Annotated in this window: 14 protein-coding genes; 3 read left to right on the top strand and 11 right to left on the bottom strand. The window is 73.3% G+C overall.

Annotated elements, in window-relative coordinates; all coding sequences use genetic code 11:
- Positions 1–40: 40 nt before the first annotated feature.
- From GGQ55_RS12500 to GGQ55_RS12450, 11 genes are all read right to left on the bottom strand, one after another.
- Positions 41–739, bottom strand: coding sequence for a gamma-glutamyl-gamma-aminobutyrate hydrolase family protein (locus tag GGQ55_RS12500; RefSeq protein WP_179717133.1), 699 nt, complete (start codon positions 737–739; stop codon positions 41–43).
- Positions 736–1,503 carry a 3-oxoacyl-ACP reductase gene (locus tag GGQ55_RS12495; RefSeq protein ID WP_179717131.1) on the bottom strand — a complete coding sequence of 256 codons (768 nt, stop codon included), beginning with the start codon at positions 1,501–1,503 and terminating at the stop codon, positions 736–738. The genes GGQ55_RS12500 and GGQ55_RS12495 overlap by 4 nt, the downstream gene beginning before the upstream one ends.
- A 13-nt stretch (positions 1,504–1,516) precedes the next feature.
- Positions 1,517–2,881, bottom strand: a complete 1,365-nt coding sequence (locus GGQ55_RS12490; RefSeq protein ID WP_179717130.1) for an aldehyde dehydrogenase family protein — start codon at positions 2,879–2,881, stop codon at positions 1,517–1,519.
- Between the two features lie 10 nt (positions 2,882–2,891).
- On the bottom strand, positions 2,892–4,235 hold the full coding sequence (locus tag GGQ55_RS12485) for a glutamine synthetase family protein (RefSeq protein ID WP_366489181.1): 1,344 nt from the start codon (positions 4,233–4,235) through the stop codon (positions 2,892–2,894).
- On the bottom strand, positions 4,232–5,773 hold the full coding sequence (locus GGQ55_RS12480) for an amino acid permease (RefSeq protein WP_218859262.1): 1,542 nt from the start codon (positions 5,771–5,773) through the stop codon (positions 4,232–4,234). The genes GGQ55_RS12485 and GGQ55_RS12480 overlap by 4 nt, the downstream gene beginning before the upstream one ends.
- 106 nt (positions 5,774–5,879) lie before the next feature.
- Positions 5,880–6,950 carry an inositol monophosphatase family protein gene (locus GGQ55_RS28390; RefSeq protein WP_179717128.1) on the bottom strand — a complete coding sequence of 357 codons (1,071 nt, stop codon included), beginning with the start codon at positions 6,948–6,950 and terminating at the stop codon, positions 5,880–5,882.
- Positions 6,943–9,747 (bottom strand): phosphoenolpyruvate carboxylase, encoded by a 2,805-nt coding sequence (ppc, locus tag GGQ55_RS12470; protein ID WP_179717126.1) that lies wholly within the window; start codon positions 9,745–9,747, stop codon positions 6,943–6,945. Before ppc ends, GGQ55_RS28390 begins: the two co-directional genes overlap by 8 nt.
- 62 nt (positions 9,748–9,809) lie before the next feature.
- Positions 9,810–10,670: a tetratricopeptide repeat protein gene (locus GGQ55_RS12465; RefSeq protein ID WP_179717125.1), complete on the bottom strand. Its 861-nt coding sequence runs from the start codon at positions 10,668–10,670 to the stop codon at positions 9,810–9,812.
- An 84-nt stretch (positions 10,671–10,754) separates the two neighbouring features.
- Complete coding sequence (locus tag GGQ55_RS12460) at positions 10,755–11,732, bottom strand: LLM class F420-dependent oxidoreductase (protein ID WP_179717123.1); 978 nt, start codon at positions 11,730–11,732, stop codon at positions 10,755–10,757.
- Between the two features lie 37 nt (positions 11,733–11,769).
- Positions 11,770–12,957: an ABC transporter permease gene (locus tag GGQ55_RS12455; RefSeq protein ID WP_179717121.1), complete on the bottom strand. Its 1,188-nt coding sequence runs from the start codon at positions 12,955–12,957 to the stop codon at positions 11,770–11,772.
- Complete coding sequence (locus GGQ55_RS12450; RefSeq protein WP_179717119.1) at positions 12,954–13,871, bottom strand: ABC transporter ATP-binding protein; 918 nt, start codon at positions 13,869–13,871, stop codon at positions 12,954–12,956. The genes GGQ55_RS12455 and GGQ55_RS12450 overlap by 4 nt, the downstream gene beginning before the upstream one ends.
- A 90-nt stretch (positions 13,872–13,961) precedes the next feature.
- Here GGQ55_RS12450 and GGQ55_RS12445 point away from each other — a divergent pair, with 90 nt between their 5' ends.
- The 3 genes from GGQ55_RS12445 to GGQ55_RS12435 are packed head-to-tail and all read left to right on the top strand — an operon-like array spanning position 13,962 to position 16,346.
- Positions 13,962–15,176, top strand: coding sequence for an MFS transporter (locus tag GGQ55_RS12445; RefSeq protein WP_179717117.1), 1,215 nt, complete (start codon positions 13,962–13,964; stop codon positions 15,174–15,176).
- A gap of 32 nt (positions 15,177–15,208) precedes the next feature.
- Positions 15,209–15,874, top strand: coding sequence for a UdgX family uracil-DNA binding protein (locus GGQ55_RS12440; RefSeq protein ID WP_179717115.1), 666 nt, complete (start codon positions 15,209–15,211; stop codon positions 15,872–15,874).
- Between the two features lie 28 nt (positions 15,875–15,902).
- A complete protein-coding gene (locus GGQ55_RS12435; RefSeq protein WP_179717113.1) occupies positions 15,903–16,346 on the top strand; it encodes an organic hydroperoxide resistance protein in 444 nt (147 codons plus the stop codon).
- Positions 16,347–16,367: the final 21 nt, after the last annotated feature.

Raw genomic sequence — 16,367 nt, 5'->3', positions numbered from 1 at the left:
CTCGCGGGATGGCGCGCGGGTCGCGACCACACGGCGAGGGTCAGGGCCTCCGGGCCGCCGCGACCAGGCCCTCGAAGAGGCGGACGTCGTCGCCGACCTCAGGATGGCCCTGCACGCCGAGCACGAACCGGGCGCCCTCCAGCTCGGCGCCCTCCACCGTGCCGTCGGCCGCCCACGCCACCGGCGTCAGCCCGGCGCCGAGCGCGTCGACGGCCTGGTGGTGGTGGCAGGCCCAGGTCGCCTCGGTGCCGATCAGCCCCGCCAGCCGGCTGTCGGGGGCGATCCGGACGTCGTTGTCGCCGTAGGTCCCCGGCGCGGGCACGTGCACGTCGCTGCCGACGACGTCGGGCAGGTGCTGCACGAGCGTGCCGCCGCGCAGCACCGCGAGCAGCTGCAGTCCGCGGCAGATGCCGAGCACCGGCAGGTCCCGCGCCAGCGCCCCGGCCAGCAGGGCCAGCTCGGCGTCGTCCCGGTGCTGCTGCGCGGGCCCGGTGCGCGGTGAGCGGTCGGCGCCGTAGCGGGCCGGGTCGACGTCCGAGCCGCCGGCGACGACCAGCGCGTCGAGCCGGTCGAGCACCTCCACGTCGCCGGCCAGCGGCGGCAGCAGCACGGGCACCCCGCCGGCCGCCGACACCTTGCGCACGTAGTCGGCCGGCACCAGGACGGCAGGGCAGTTCCACACGCCCCACCGCGCCGTCTCCTCGTACGTCGTGATGCCGACGACCGGCCGCGGACTCACAGCGGCGTCACGTACGCACCCGAGATCCCGCCGTCGACCAGGAACGTCGAGGCGGTGATGAACGAGGCGTCGTCGGAGGCGAGGAAGCAGGCAGCGGAGGCGATCTCCTCCGGCTCGGCGAACCGGCCCATCGGCACGTGCACCAGCCGGCGCGCGGCCCGCTCCGGATCGCTGGCGAACAGCTCGCGCAGCAGCGGCGTGTTCACCGGCCCCGGGCACAGCGCGTTGACCCGCACCCCCTGCCGCGCGAACTGCACGCCCAGCTCGCGGCTCATCGCCAGCACCCCGCCCTTGGAGGCGGTGTAGGAGATCTGGCTGGTCGCCGCGCCCATCACGGCCACGAACGACGCGGTGTTGATCACCGACCCACCGCCGTGCTCCAGCAGCAGCGGGATGCCGTACTTGCAGCACAGGTACACCGAGGTCAGGTTGACCTCCTGCACCCGGCGCCAGGCGTCGAGCTCGGTCTCCAGGATCGAGTCGTCGTCCGGCGGGGAGATGCCGGCGTTGTTGAACAGCACGTCGAGGCCGCCGAAGCGCTCGATCGCGGCCGCGTACATGGCCTGGACGTCGTCGGCGCTGGTCACGTCGGCGCGCACGAACAGCCCGCCGAGCTCCTCGGCCAGCGCCGTCCCGCCGCCCTCGTCGAGATCCGCGACGACGACGTGCGCGCCCTCCGCGGCGAACCGCCGGGCGCTCGCCCGGCCGATGCCGCTCGCCGCCCCGGTGATCACCGCGACCTTGCCCTCGAGCCGACCCGCCACGAAAACCTGCCTCTCAGTCCGTCGCCAGGAAGACGTTCTTCACGTCGGTGAACGAGTCCAGCGCGTCGGGCCCGAGCTCGCGGCCGAGGCCCGACTGCTTCATCCCGCCGAACGGCGTCCAGTACCGCACCGACGAGTGGGAGTTCACCGACAGGTTGCCGGCCTCGATCGCCCGGGCCACGCGGAACGCCCGCCCGAGGTTCTCGGTCCAGATCGAGCCGGACAGCCCGTACTCGGTGTCGTTGGCCAGCCGGATCGCCTCGGCCTCGTCGTCGAACGGGACGACGGCGACCACCGGGCCGAAGATCTCCTTCCGCCACGCCGGCGACGTCGGGTCGACCGGCGCCAGGACGGTCGGCGGGAACCAGAAACCAGGGCCCGAGGGCGCGCTGCCGCGGAACGCCACCGGGGCGTCGTCCGGCACGTAGGCGGCGACCCGGTCGCGCTGGACGGCGCTGATCAGCGGCCCCATCTCGCTGTCCTCCGACCGCGGGTCGAGCACCCGCAGCCCGGTCACCGCGCTCTCCAAGCGGGCGAGGAAGTCATCGAGCACCGGGCGCTGGACCAGGATGCGGGAGCGGGCGCAGCAGTCCTGCCCGGCGTTGTCGAAGACGGCGTACGGCGCGGACGCGGCGGCCTTGTCCAGATCGGCGTCGGCGAAGACGACGTTCGCGCTCTTGCCGCCGAGCTCCAGCGTCACCCGCTTCACCTGCTCGGCGCAGCCGGCCATGATCTGCTTGCCGACCTCGGTGGAGCCGGTGAAGCACACCTTGCGCACCGCGGGGTGGGTGACGAACCGCCAGCCCACCACCGAGCCCTTGCCGGGCAGCACCTGGAAGACGCCCTCGGGGATGCCCGCCTCGCGGGCCAGCTCCGCCAGGCGCAGCGCGGTCAGCGGGGTGACCTCGGCCGGCTTGAGGACGACGGTGTTGCCCGCGGCCAGCGCCGGCGCGAATCCCCAGCCGGCGATCGGCATCGGGAAGTTCCAGGGGACGATGATGCCCACGACACCCAGCGGCTCGGCGAAGGTGACGTCGACCCCGCCCGGCACCGGGATCTGCCGTCCGGCGGCCCGCTCCGGCGCCGCCGAGTAGTAGGTCAGGACGTCGCGGACGTTGCCGGCCTCCCAGCGGGCGTTGCCGATCGTGTGGCCCGAGTTGCTCACCTCCAGCTGCGCCAGCTCCTCGAGGTGCTCGTCGACGGCCTCGGCGAAGCGGCGCAGCAGCCGGCCGCGGTCGCCGGGCGCGACCGCGCGCCACGCCGGGAACGCGGCGGCGGCGCGCTCGATCGCGGCGTCGGCCTGCTCGAGCGAGGTCTCCTCGACGCTGGTGACGATCTCCTCGGTGGCCGGGTTGACGATGTCGAAGACGGCGGTCACGGCCACATCTTCACAGTCGCTCGAATCCCCGGAACTTCTCCCAGTCGGTGACCGCCGCGTCGAAGGCCGCGAGCTCCACCCGCGCTGCGTTGACGTAGTGCTCGACGACGTCGTCGCCGAACGCCGCGCGGGCCAGCGAGCTCTTCTCGAACAGCTCGGCGGCGTCCCGCAACGTCGTCGGCACCCGCGGCTTGTCCGACGCGTAGGCGTTGCCCTCGAACGCCGGCTCCAGCGGCAGCTCGTTCTCGATCCCGTGCAGGCCCGCGGCGACCAGCGCGGCCAGCGCCAGGTACGGGTTCACGTCGCCGCCGGGCACCCGGTTCTCCGCCCGCAGCGACGACCCGTGCCCGATCACCCGCAGCGCGCAGGTGCGGTTGTCGAAGCCCCAGGCGACCGCCGTGGGCGCGAAGCTGCCGAGCGCGAACCGCTTGTAGGAGTTGATGTTCGGCGCCATGAGCAGCGTGAACTCCCGCTGGGCGGCGAGCAGCCCCGCCAGCCAGTGCTCGAACACCGGCGAGAACCCGTGCGCGCCGTCGCCGGCGAACACCGGACGGTCGTCGGCGTCGCGCAGGCTCACGTGCAGGTGGCAGCTGTTGCCCTCCCGCTCGTTGAACTTGGCCATGAAGGTCAGGCTCATCCCGCTCTGCGCGGCGATCTCCTTGGCGCCGTTCTTGTAGACGACGTGGTTGTCCGCGGTGCCCAGGGCGTCGCGGAAGCGGAAGGCGATCTCGTGCTGGCCGAGGTTGCACTCCCCCTTCGCTGATTCGACCGTCATGCCGGCGCCGGCCATCCCGTTGCGGATCTCGCGCAGCAGCGGCTCCACCCGCGCGGTGCCCAGCAGCGAGTAGTCGACGTTGTACTGGTTGGCCGGGGTGAGGTCGCGGTAGCCGCCGGACCAGGCCTGCTCGTAGCTGTCGCGGAAGACGATGAACTCCAGCTCCGTGCCGGCCATCGCCGTCCAGCCGTGCTCGGCCAGCCGGCCCAGCTGGCGACGCAGCACCGCCCGCGGCGACGGCTGCACGGCCGCGCCGTCCAGCCACTCCAGGTCCCCGAGCAGCATCGCCGTCCCCGGCTGCCACGGCACCCGGCGCAGGGTGGCGAGGTCCGGACGGACGACGAAGTCGCCGTAGCCCTGCTCCCACGAGGAGATCGCGAACCCGTCGACGGTGTTCATGTCGACGTCGACGGCGAGCAGGTAGTTGCACGCCTCGGTGCCGTGGGCGAGCACCTCGTCCAGGAAGAACCGGGCGTGGAACCGCTTGCCCTGCAACCGGCCCTGCATGTCGGGGAGGGCGAGGACGACGGTGTCGACCTCGCCCCCCTCGACAGCGAGGGTCAGCTCCTCAGGGGTCACGCGGTCTCGCCCGCCAGCTCGATGTCGCGCTCGACCGCGGCCAGCTCTTCGGCGGTGCCCTGGACCTTCGGCCCGGTGAACCAGTTCTTGGCCGAGACCAGCCACCAGATGCCGGCGAAGCCCAGGACGACGAGGACGGCGAGCGGCGTGTAGTTGAACGTCGTCGCGTCGATCGGGCTGACCGTCGGCAGCATGAACAGGATCGTGATGAACACGACCCAGACCACGGCGACGATGCCGATCGGCCGGCTCCACCTGCCCAGGTGCCACGGGCCGCGCTGGAACCGCTCACCCGCACGCAGCCGCAGGAACGTCGGGATCACGTAGGCGATGTAGAGCCCGATGACCGCGATCGAGGTCACCGCCGCGTACGCCGTGGCGTTGAACAGGTAGGGCAGGCCGAGGACGAACGCGCCGCCGGCGGCCAGCCAGATGGCGTTGGTGGGCGTGCGGGTGCGCGGGTTGATCCGGTGCCACACCCGGGACGCCGGCAGCGCCCCGTCACGGGAGAACGCGTAGATCATCCGCGAGTTGGCCGTCACCGAGGACATGCCGCAGAACAGCTGCGCGCCGATGACGATGAGCAGCAGCAGCTTGGCCGTGGTCAGCCCGACCGCGTCGACGAAGATCTGCGCCGGCGGCACGCCGGTGTCCGGTGCGGCCAGCGCGTTGTCGTAGCTCTGGATGGCGAAGGTGACGCCGATCAGCAGCACCCAGCCGGCGACCAGCGAGACGACGATCGACATCACGATGCCGCGCGGGCCGGCGGTGTCGGCCGACCGGGTCTCCTCGGTCATGTGCGCCGAGGCGTCGAAGCCGGTGAACGTGTACTGCGCCAGCAGCAGGCCGAGCAGGACGACGTAGAGCGTCGAGCTCCAGCCGGTGTTGTTCACGAAGTGGCCGAACACGAAGCTCGCCGACTGGTGCTGGTCGGGCACGAAGGCCAGCACCGCGACGATGATCAGCACCCCGAGGATGTGCCACCAGACGCTGACGTCGTTGAGGAACGCCACGACCTTGACGCCGAAGGTGTTCAGCAGCCCGTGGACCAGCAGGATCAGCCCGAACAGCAGGATCGTGTGCCAGGGCCGGGAGTCGAACCCGAACTGCAGGTCGAGGAAGGCGTTGAGGAAGAACGCCGCACCGAAGTCGATGCCCGCGGTGACCGCGACCTGGCCGAGGAAGTTGAACCAGCCGGTGAACCACGACCACGCGGCGGAGCTCTTCTCGGGCGCGAGCTTGGCGGCCCAGTAGTACAGGCCGCCGGCGGTCGGGTAGCTCGAGCAGACCTCGGCCATGGCGAGCCCGACGATGATCACCATGATCCCGACGATCGGCCAGCCCCAGACGATGACGGCCGGGCCGCCGGTGTTCAGGCCGAAGCCGTAGAGCGTCAGGCACCCGGACAGGATCGAGATGATCGTGAACGACACGGCGAAGTTGGAGAAACCGGACATGTGCCGGCGCAGTTCCTGGGCGTAGCCCAGCTGGTGCAGCCGGGTCTCGTCGCTGGTGGGTGCGGGGGCGGTGGTGTCCACGGCGCCGCCTTCCTGGCGCGGTCCACCGGGTCGGTGGCCGGGGAGGCTTATTTGCGGGGTGGGGCCCACCCGCTGTCAAGAGCCGGTCGAGGATCGTTACCGCAGGTCAGTCGAACGCCCGGAGCAGTTCCTCGGCGGTCGCCCGCGACTCGGCGGCGACGAACCGGATCCGGCCCTCGGTGTCGGGCCGCAGCACGAGCTCCGCGCCCTCGGGCGTGAGGGCGATCCCGCCGCCTGCGGCGAGCAGCGCCAGCCCGCCCGCGACGTCGTGCACGTGGGCGCCGCCGCGGTCGAGGTCGTGCCACGCCGCGGCCGACCCGTCGGCGACCAGGCAGAGCTCGACGGCGGTGCAGCCGGTCACCCGCACCCGGTGCGCGGACGACGGGACGGCGACCGCTCCCCCGGCCGGCGCGGTCGGGACGACGACGGTGCTGCCCGGCCGCGACCGCACCGGCAGGCCGTCGCGCCACGCGCCGCCGCCCTCGGTCCACCACCGCCGTCCGGAGGAGAGGTCGACGACGACGCCGGCCACCGCGCGCCCGCCGTGCACCAGCCCCGCGGAGAACGCCCACGGCGGCAGGCCGGCGCGGAAGTTGCCGGTGCCGTCGAGCGGGTCGAGCACGACCCACGCCGACGCCTCGTCGACGCGCTGATCGGTGCGCTCCTCGCTGAGCACCGGCACGCCCAACCGGCCGAGCACCTCCGCGGCGGCGACGTGCGCGGCCTCGTCGGCGGCCAGCGACGGGCTGCCGTCGGCCTTGACCGCGTCCACGCCGGTGCCGCGGGCGAGCGCGACCGCGGTCTCGACCCGGGTGGCGGCCAGCGCGGCCAGGTGCAGGAAGCGCTGGGTCACGGGTTGGGCGTCGTCCGGCGGCGGGACGACGACCACCCCGCGGCCGCCGGGCCGGTCGCGCACCCGGTCGCAGCCCCACGCCACGGCGGTGGCCAGCACCGCGGGGGTGTCCGGGCCGATGCCGGCCGAGGCCAGCAGCACCGCCTCGGCGACGCCCTGCGCTGTCCACTGCCGGCGCAGCAGGACCGCGGAGTCGTCGTCCCCGACCAGCACCCGGTAGGCCGGGTCGCTCACCGCCGGGGCCAGCGCCGCCGGGGCGAGGGCGAGGGAGTCCCCCGCCCGCGCGAGATCCGGGCCGACGGCCGCGGCGCGGTGCTCACCCACTGTTGCGCAGGGCCGTGGCGACGCCGTTGATGGTCAGCTGGATGTTGCGGACGGTCAGCTCGTCGTCGTCCCCTTCCCGCCGGCGGCGCAGCATCTCCACCTGCAGGTGGTGCAGCGGCTCCAGGTACGGGAAGCGGTTGCGGATCGAGCGGGCCAGCGAGGGGTTGTCGGCGAGCAGCCGGTCGTCGCCGGTGACGGCGAGCAGCATCCGGCAGCTGCGCTCGTGCTCGGCGGTGATCTGGTCGAACACCCGGTGCCGGAGGTCCTCGTCGGGCACGAGCTCGGCGTAGCGGGCGGCCAGCCCGAGGTCGGTCTTGGCCAGCACCATGCCCATGTTGGACAGGATCGTGCGGAACCACGGCCAGCGCCTGTGCAGCTCTCGCAGCTGCTCGAGCTTGGCGTCGTCGCCGTCGACCCACGACTCGAGCGCGGAGCCGGTGCCGTACCAGCCGGGCAGCATGATCCGGGCCTGCGACCAGCTGAACACCCACGGGATGGCGCGCAGGTCGGAGATCTTGTCGCCGGCCTTGCGCGAGGGCGGCCGGCTGCCGATGTTCAGCTCGGCCAGCTCGCCGATCGGCGTCGCGGCGCGGAACCACTCGACGAAGCCGGGCGTCTCGTGCACCAGCGCCCGGTAGGCCTGCTGGGCACGCGCGGCGAGGTCGTCGAGCAGCTCGTAGGTGGCCTCGGCGTCGTCCCCGAGGTTCTCCGTGTCGAGCAGGCTGGCCTCGAGCGTGGCCGCGACGATCGCCTCGAGGTTGCGGCGGGCGCGGTCGGGCTCGCCGTACTTGGCCGCGATGACCTCGCCCTGCTCGGTGATCCGCAGCGACCCGGCGACCGCTCCCGGCGGCTGCGCGCGGATCGCGTCGTAGCTGGGGCCGCCGCCCCGGCCGACCGTGCCGCCGCGACCGTGGAACAGCCGCAGCCGGATGTCCTCGCGGTGGGCGACCTCGACCAGCGCCAGCTCGGCGCGGTAGAGCGCCCAGTTCGCGGCGAGGTAGCCGCCGTCCTTGTTGCTGTCGGAGTAGCCGAGCATGACCTCCTGGACGTCGCCGCGGTTGGCGACCAGCGCGCGGTAGAGCGGCTGGTTGAGCATCGCGGTCAGCGTCGCCCCGGCGTTCTTCAGGTCGTCGATGGTCTCGAACAGCGGCGAGATGCCGACCGGGCAGGTCGGGCCGTCGTCGCCGTCCGGGTCGAGCAGGCCGACCTCCTTGAGCAGGACGGCGACCTCCAGGACGTCGCTGACCGACTCGCACATGCTGATCACGTAGTTGGGGATCGCGCGCGGGCCGAGCAGCGTCACCTGCGCGGCCGCCGCCTCGACGACGTCGAGCTCGCCGCGGACCTTCTCCGACAGCTCGGCGCCCGGCCGGACCAGCGGGCGGCGCATGCGCAGCTCGCCGGCGAGCATCTCGACCCGCTGCTCCTCGTCGAGCGCGGCGTAGTCGTCGCACACCCCGGCCCAGGCGAGCAGCTCGGCGACGACCTCCTCGTGCACCTCCGCGTTCTGCCGCAGGTCCAGCCCGCACAGGTGGAAGCCGAAGACGTCGACCGCCTCGCGCAGCCGGGCCAGGCGGTCGTCGGCCAGGGCGCCGGCGCCGTGGCTGCGCAGCGAGGTGTCGACGACGTCGAGGTCGGCCCGCAGCTCCGTGGGGTCGTCGTAGGGCTCGAGGTCGGCGTGCGGCTCGGGGACGTGCAGGTGCCCGACGGCGCGCTTGAGCGTGGCGGTGACCCGGTCGTGCACGCCGTTGAGCGCGCGCCGGTAGGGCTCGTCGGCGCGGAAGGGCGAGTCGTCGCCGGAGGCGTCGGCCAGCGCGTAGAGCTCGTCGGTCGGCGTGACCAGGCGGTCGGACACGGAGAGCTCGACCCGCAGCTCCTCGAGCTCGGCGAGGTAGTGGCCCAGGGCCGTCTCGGCCTGGCGGGTGGTCGCGCGGCGCAGCGCGTCGGCGGTGACGTAGGGGTTGCCGTCGCGGTCGCCCCCGATCCAGGAACCGGACTGCAGCATCGGCCGCTCGAGCAGGCCGGCGTCCGGCCACCGCTCGGTCAGCGCCCGGCGCAGCTCGGCGTTGATCGCGGGGATCACCTCGAACAGCGAGAGCTCGTAGTAGCGCAGCGCCTCGTCGATCTCGTCGGACAGGCGCAGCCGCGACAGCCGCAGCAGCGCCGTCTGCCAGAGGGTGAGCACCGCCCGCCAGAGCCTGGCCGACCACTCGTCGTCCACCTCGCCGAGGGCGGCGCGGTCGCGCTGCCGGATCAGGTCGGTGACGTGCACCTGGACCTGCGAGATCGTCTTGCGGCGGACCTCGGTGGGGTGCGCGGTGACCACCGGGACGACGAGCGCGCCGGCCAGCTCGCGGGCGACGGTCGCGGCGTCCAGGTCGGCCTCGTCCAGCAGCGCGAAGCTCGCGGCCAGGCTGCCCTGCTGCGGCGGCGACCCCTCGCGGCGGTGGAAGCGTCTGCGGCGCTCGTGGTGGATGTCCTCGGCGAGGTTGGCCAATAGCGAGAAGTGGCTGAACGCCCGGATGACGTGGTTGGCGTTCTTCACGTCCAGGCCCGCGAGGCGCTCGGCGAGCTCGGCGCGGTCGACCTCGGAGCGGCGGATGCGGAAGGCCTCGACGCGGGTGGCCTCGACCAGGTCGAGCACGTCGGCACCGGCCTGCTCACCGATCACCTCGCCGAGCACGCGCCCGAGCAGGCGGATGTCGTCGCGCAGCGGGGCGTCGTCGGCGCGGTCGTCGGTGCTGTCCCCGCCCCCGTGGTGGCGCAGATCGGCGACGTCGACGGTGGCTTCGGACATGCGCAGGATCATTCCCGACGCGTGTGAACACCTCATGTCGGCGTCGGTCGCACCGCCAGGCGTCAGCTGCCCTCGAACTGCTCCAGGGCGCGCAGGGCCAGGTCGTCGCCGGCGGCCACGCCGAGCCGGAACTGCTCGACGGCGCCGTCCACGTCACCGCGCTCGACCAGCAGCAGCCCGAGGTTGTGGTGGCAGTAGACGTCGCCGGCGCGGATGCCGGCGCGGTAGGCCTCCTCCGCCGCCTCCTCGTCGCCGAGCTCGTCGCAGTAGAGGTTGCCCAGCGGCAGCCACGACTCGGTCTCGCCGAGCTTGGCCCCGAGCTCGAGCACCCAGCGGGCCTCGTCGACGCGGCCGGTGTCGCGCAGCAGCCGCCCGAGGTCGGCGCGCGCGGAGGGGTAGTGCGCGGCGCCGGCCCGCAGCTCGGGCTCCAGCGCCGGGTCGAACGTCATCGACCAGCACCAGCTGGCGACGACGGCGGCCGCGACCGGGTCGCCGAGCGCGGCTCCCCGCTCGGCCGCGACCAGCGCGTCCTCGCGCTCGCCCTGCTCGCGGAGCAGGAACGCCAGGCCCAGCCAGCCGGCCGGGTCGCCGGCCTCCCCGGCGCCGCGGTAGGCGTGCATCGCACCGGCGAGGTCGCCGAGCTCCTCGAGCACCAGGCCGAGGTTGCGCCACGCGTCGGACTCACCGGCGGCCAGCGCGACCTCGTAGGCCTCGACCGCCTCCTCGTTGCGGCCCTGCGCGGCCAGCGCGTTACCGAGGTTGAACGAGCCGACCGAGTCACCCAGCGCGGCGGCGCGCCGGAAGCAGCCTTCGGCGTCGCGGTGCCGGCCGGCCTCGGCCAGGTCGCAGCCCAGATCGATCAGCTCGGCGGGCTCCCCGGAGGCCTGGAGCCGCCGGAGGCGCCGGTCCAGGTCCTCTCGCACGACGCTGATGATCTATGCGCGGCCTGCCGCATGGGGCCGCCGGAGGCCCGGTCTCACCCGTTGGAGCGGCGGAATTCGCGCAGTTCAGCTCCCGAAGGCCTCGCGCCAGGCCGGCAGCAGCGTCCGCTGGGTCCATTCGAGGAACGGCTGCTGCTCGTCCCCGCCGATCTGGACCAGCGCCAGCTGGGTGAATCCGGCGTCGGCGTACTCCTTCGCCGCCTCGAGGACGGCGTCGACGTCGTCCCCGCACGGGATGCTCTCGGCGACGTCGTCCGGCGTCACGAAGGACGACGCCGAGTCGAACGCCGTCGGCCCGGGCAGCTCGGCGTTGACCTTCCAGCCGAGCCCGAACCACCGGAACAGCGAGTGCGCCCGCTTGACCGCGGCGTCCTTGTCGGTGTCGTAGCAGATCGGCAGCTGGCCGACCTTCGGCTTGCCGGCCCCACCGGCCGCCTCGAACATCTCGCCGAGCTCGCCCTTGGGCTCGACGGCGATCATCACGTCGCCGAGCTCACCGGCGATCTCCGCCGACTGCTTGCCGCTGATCGCGATGCCGATCGGCACCCGCTTGTCCGGCAGGTCCCAGAGCTTGGCCGACTCGACGTCGAAGTGCTCGCCGCGGAAGTTGACGTAGCCGCCGTCGAAGAGCTCGCGGATGACCTGGATCGCCTCGACGAACGCCTCCTGCCGGACGTCGGCGCCCGGCCAGCCGCCGCCCACGATGTGCTCGTTGAGGTTCTCCCCCGCACCCAGCCCGAGGGTGAACCGGCCGCCGGAGACCAGCTGCAGCGTCGCCGCCTGCTGGGCCACGACCGCCGGGTGGTAGCGGAACGTCGGACAGGTCACGTAGGTCATCAGGGGGATGCGGCTGGTGGCCTGCGCGGCCGCGCCGAGGGTCACCCACGCGTTCGGTGAGTGGCCCATCTCGTCCAACCACGGGAAGAAGTGGTCGCTCGAGACCGCGAAGTCGAAGCCGACCTCCTCGGCGCCCACCACGTGCCGGACGAGGTCGGTCGGCCCCGCCTGCTCGGTCATCATCGTGTAGCCCAGCTGCATCGCCATGCCGCCCGGCTACCCCGGTCCGGCGGGGCACAATCGGTCAGGCGCGCTCGGCCTGCAGCGCCTCCCGCATCTTGATCTTGCCGCCGGTGCGCAGCAGCGCACCGGCGTAGACCCGGCCGCCGAGCCGCACGATCAGCCCGATGGCGACGAGCATGAGGGCGACGGCCACCACGACCTCCCACCACTGCGCCGCCCCCGCCGCCATGCGCACCGGCATGACCAGCGGCGACAGCCCGGGGACGAAGGAGGTGACGGTGGCCAGGGTGCTCGTGGGGTCGCCGGCCGCCTGGATGGCGATGACGAAGCCGACGACCAGCAGGATCGTCGTCGGGGTCAGCACGCTGCCGAGGTCCTCCTGCCGGCTGACCAGCGACGCCGCGACGGCGAAGATCGAGGCGTAGAGCGCGTAGCCGATGACGAACCAGAGCACGACCGAGACGACGGTGCCGATCACCTGACCGGGGACGTCGACGACGTCGAAGGCGATCGCCCCGGCCGTCCCGACGACGCCCAGGATCACGATCTGCCCGAGCCCCAGCAGGCCGAGGCCCAGGATCTTGCCGGCCAGCAGCTGCCAGGGCTTCATCGTCGCCAGCAGCAGCTCGACGACCCGGCTGGACTTCTCCTCGACCACGCCCTGCGCCACGAACTGGCCGAACAGGATCAGCAGGAAGTAGAGGAGCCCGACCCCGACGATCGCGACGACCGTCGCCTGCGTCCGGTCCTCGCCGCCGGGCTCCAGCGGGACGACGGCGACCGTCGGCGGCGGCTCCAGCGCCACGTTCGCCTGCTGCAGCTGGTCGGCGGTGGACAGCGCGGCGACGGCGCCCTGCACGAGCCGCTCCTCGCTGCCGCCGCTCTTCTGCACGATCAGCCGCGGGTCGGACCCCTCGGGGTCGATCACCGCGGCGTCGACGTCGCCGTCGTCGACGGCCATCCGGGCCGCGGCCTCCGAGGAGAGGCTGCGCACCTCGACGTCGGTGCCCTGGAGGTTGCCCTGCGCGACCAGCACCTGCTCGACGTTGCGGCTGCTGCCGACGACCCCGATCGTGCTGCTCGAGCTCCCGCTGTTGACGAGGACCTGGAAGACCATCACGCCGATGATCAGGATCAGCAGGACCGCGGTGCTGATCAGGAAGTTCTTGTCGCGCAGCCGGGTGGAGATCTCGCGGCCCGCGACCAGCCGGATGAGCGAGGTGCTGCTCAGCTGCTTCGGCTCGCTCACGCCGCCGCCTCCTGCCGCTGCGCCGGGTCGGCGACGGCCTCCCGGAACAGCTCGACCAGGCTCGGCTCGCGCCAGGCGAAGTGGGTGACCCGACCGGTCTCCAGCGCCGCGGCCAGCACCTGCTGGTCGTCGGTGGCGGGGTCGAGCTCGAGCAGGGTGTCCCCGCCCTGCTGGGAGACGACCCGGACGCCGGGCAGGTGAGCCGCCCAGCCCGGGCCGGCGTCGGGGACGACGACCCGCAGCAGCCGGCCGGCCTCCCGGCGGCGCAGCTCCTCCACCGTGCCGGCGGCCACCATCCGGCCTCGGGCGAGGATGCCGACGGAGTCGCACAGCCGCTCCACCAGGTCGAGCTGGTGGCTGGAGAACAGCACCGGCACGCCGGCCCGGCACTGCTCGAGCAGCGCCTCGGCGAGGGAGTCGACACCGACCGGGTCGAGACCGGAGAACGGCTCGTCGAGGATCAGCACCTCGGGCCGGGAGACCAGGGCGGCCGCGAGCTGGACCCGCTGCTGGTTGCCCAGCGACAGCTTCTCGACGCGGTCGCCGCGGCGCTCGCCCAGTCCGAGCCGGTCGACCCACTCGTCGCTGGCCCGGGTGGCCGCGGCGGTGTCCAGGCCGTGCAGCCGGGCGAAGTAGGCGACCTGCTCGCCGACCTTCATCTTCGGGTAGAGGCCGCGCTCCTCCGGCATGTAGCCGATCCGGCGGCGGGCGGCCTCGTCGAGGGGCCTCCCCCGCCAGCGCACCTCGCCGGCGTCGGCGCGGGCCAGGCCCATGGCGATCCGCATCGTCGTCGTCTTGCCGGCGCCGTTGGCCCCGCAGAAGCCGAACATCGATCCCTCGGGGACGGCGAAGCCCACCCCCCGCAGGACGGCGTTGTCGCCGTAGGTCTTGTACAGCCCGTCGAACTCGAGCATCCCCGCTCCCTCGTTGATCATCCGGACCGTATCGGCCCGCACCCCCGAAACCGGGTGCCCCCCGCAGTTCCGGGTCGTTAGCGTGCCGCTGTGCAGGACGTCCGGACCCGGTTGCCGGGCGACTTCTGGCGGGTCTGCGTCGCCGCCGTCGTGTCGCACCTGGGCAGCGGCGCGTCCGGGACGGCGAGCGCGCTGCTCGCGGCGAGCCTGACCCGCGCCCCCCGGGCGGTCGCGCTGGTCGGCGTCTGCTCCGGCCTGCCGTGGCTGCTCTTCGCGCTGCACACCGGCACGCTCGCCGACCGGTGGGACCGTAAGCGGGCGATGTGGCTGTGCGACCTGGCGTCGGCGGTCCAGTTCGCCGTCCTGGCGGTCACCGTCGTCACCGGCCGGGCGAACCTGGCGGTGCTCTGCGTGGTCGCGTTCGGCACCGCCACCGTCTCGACGCTGTTCGACAGCGCGTCGCAGGCCGCGCTGCCCTCGCTCGTGCCGACGCCGCTGCTGGACCGGGCCAACAGCCGCTTCTACGCCGGCACAGTGCTCACCGGCTTCCTGCTCGGGCCGCCCCTGGGCAGCTGGGCGTTCGGGCTCGCGCCGGCGCTCCCGTTCGGCCTGGACGTCGTGTCCTTCCTCGGCTCGGCCGCGCTGATCCTGGGCGTCCGGACGCGGATCCGGGCGACCGACGAGGACCGGGACACGACCGGGATCACCCGGCAGATCGCCGTCGGGCTGCGCTGGCTGTGGCGGCACCGGCAGCTGCGCGCCCTCGTGGTGCTGCTGACGGTGTGGAACCTCGCTGAGACCGCGACGATCGCCGTCCTGGTGCTCTACGTCCTGGAGGTGCTGCACGTCGGCCCGTCCTTCTACGGGCTGCTGCTCTCCGGGCTGGCCGTCGGCGGGCTGGCCGGGTCGGCGGCGGCGCCGTGGCTGCGCCGCCGGCTGGGCCTGGGCGGGGTGATCGCCGGGACCGTCGTCCTCAGCGTCATGGCGTACCTGCTGCTCGCGCTGACCACGACGCCGTGGATCGCGGTCCTGCTGCTCGGCCTGATCGGGTTCGCCGCCTTCGCGTTCAACGTCGTCTCGGCGTCGTACCGCGGCGAGGCGGTGCCCGACCACCTGCGCGGGCGGGTGTACAGCGCCTACCGGTTCGCGACGTGGGGGGTCACGCCGATCGGGGCCGCGCTCGGCGGTGTCGTCGCCGCGGCGTTCGGGCTGCCGGCGGTGTTCGCCGCGACCGCGGCCGTGCTCGCGGCGGTCGCCGTCGTCACCCTGCCGTCGCTGACCAACGCCCGTCTGGCGGCCCCGTAGCGCGCGGCGGCCCTCTGCGGTGTCATCAGGCCATGAGCGAGCACAACGGTGTGGCGCAGCCGCCGTCGGGTGTCGGGCTGGACGGGCTGCGCCGGGCCGCCGCCGGGTGCAAGGCGTGCGAGTTGTGGGAGCCGGCGACGCAGACGGTGTTCGGCGAGGGCCCGGAGACCGCGCGGGTGGTGTTCGTCGGCGAGCAGCCCGGCGACCAGGAGGACCGCAAGGGCGAGCCGTTCGTCGGCCCGGCCGGCCGGCTGCTGGACAAGGCGCTGGCCGAGGCCGGCATCGAGCGCCGCGACGTCTACATCACGAACGCCGTGAAGCACTTCCGGTTCACCTCGACGCCGAAGCGGCGGATCCACCAGACGCCCGGCCCGGAGCACCTGCGCGCCTGCCGGCCGTGGCTGGCGGCGGAGTTCGAGGTGCTCACCCCGGAGGTGGTCGTGTGCCTGGGGGCGACCGCGGCCAAGGCGCTCATCTCGCCGTCCTTCCGGATCACCAAGGACCGCGGGCAGCTCATCCCGTGGAGCCTGCACGGCCCGGTCGAGGACGACGAGGACGAGGAGGAGGCCCCGCACCAGACCTGGATGCTGGCGACCACCCACCCGTCGGCGGTGCTGCGGACTCCGGACGAGTCCCGCGCCGCCGCCTACGACGCCCTGGTCGCCGACCTCAGGGTGGTCGCCGGCGCTCTGGCGTGACCCGCCGGTCGCGGGGTAGACCGTCGCCATGCAACGGCTGTACACCGCGGAGGCGACCGCGTACGGAGCACGGACCGGGGCGGTGGTCACCTCCGACGAGAAACTGGACCTGGAGCTGTCGCGGCCGGCGGGGATGGGCGGGGACGACGGCCCCGGCACGAATCCCGAGCAGCTGTTCGCCGCCGGGTACGCCGCCTGCTTCCACAGCGCGATGCGGCACGCCGTGCGCGAGATGGGCCTGTCCCCGAGGGCGCTGGACGGCTCGCACGTCACCGCGCGGGTGCACTTCCTGAAGGAGCCGCCGATCGACTTCGGGCTGGCCGTCGAGCTCGAGCTGACCGCCCCGGGTCTGGACGCCGATCAGGCGCTCACGGCCATGGAGCTGACGCACCAGATCTGCCCGTACTCCAAGGCCACGATGGGCAACATCGAGGTCGATCTGCAGGTCGCCGAAGCCGCGCCCGTGGACTGAGCCCGGCCGGTTCTCATGATC

The sequence above is a fragment of the Petropleomorpha daqingensis genome, from assembly GCF_013408985.1.
Lineage (GTDB): Bacteria > Actinomycetota > Actinomycetes > Mycobacteriales > Geodermatophilaceae > Petropleomorpha > Petropleomorpha daqingensis.
The sequence above is the reverse complement of the archived record's forward strand: the minus strand, read 5'-3'. Positions and strand labels throughout refer to the sequence as shown.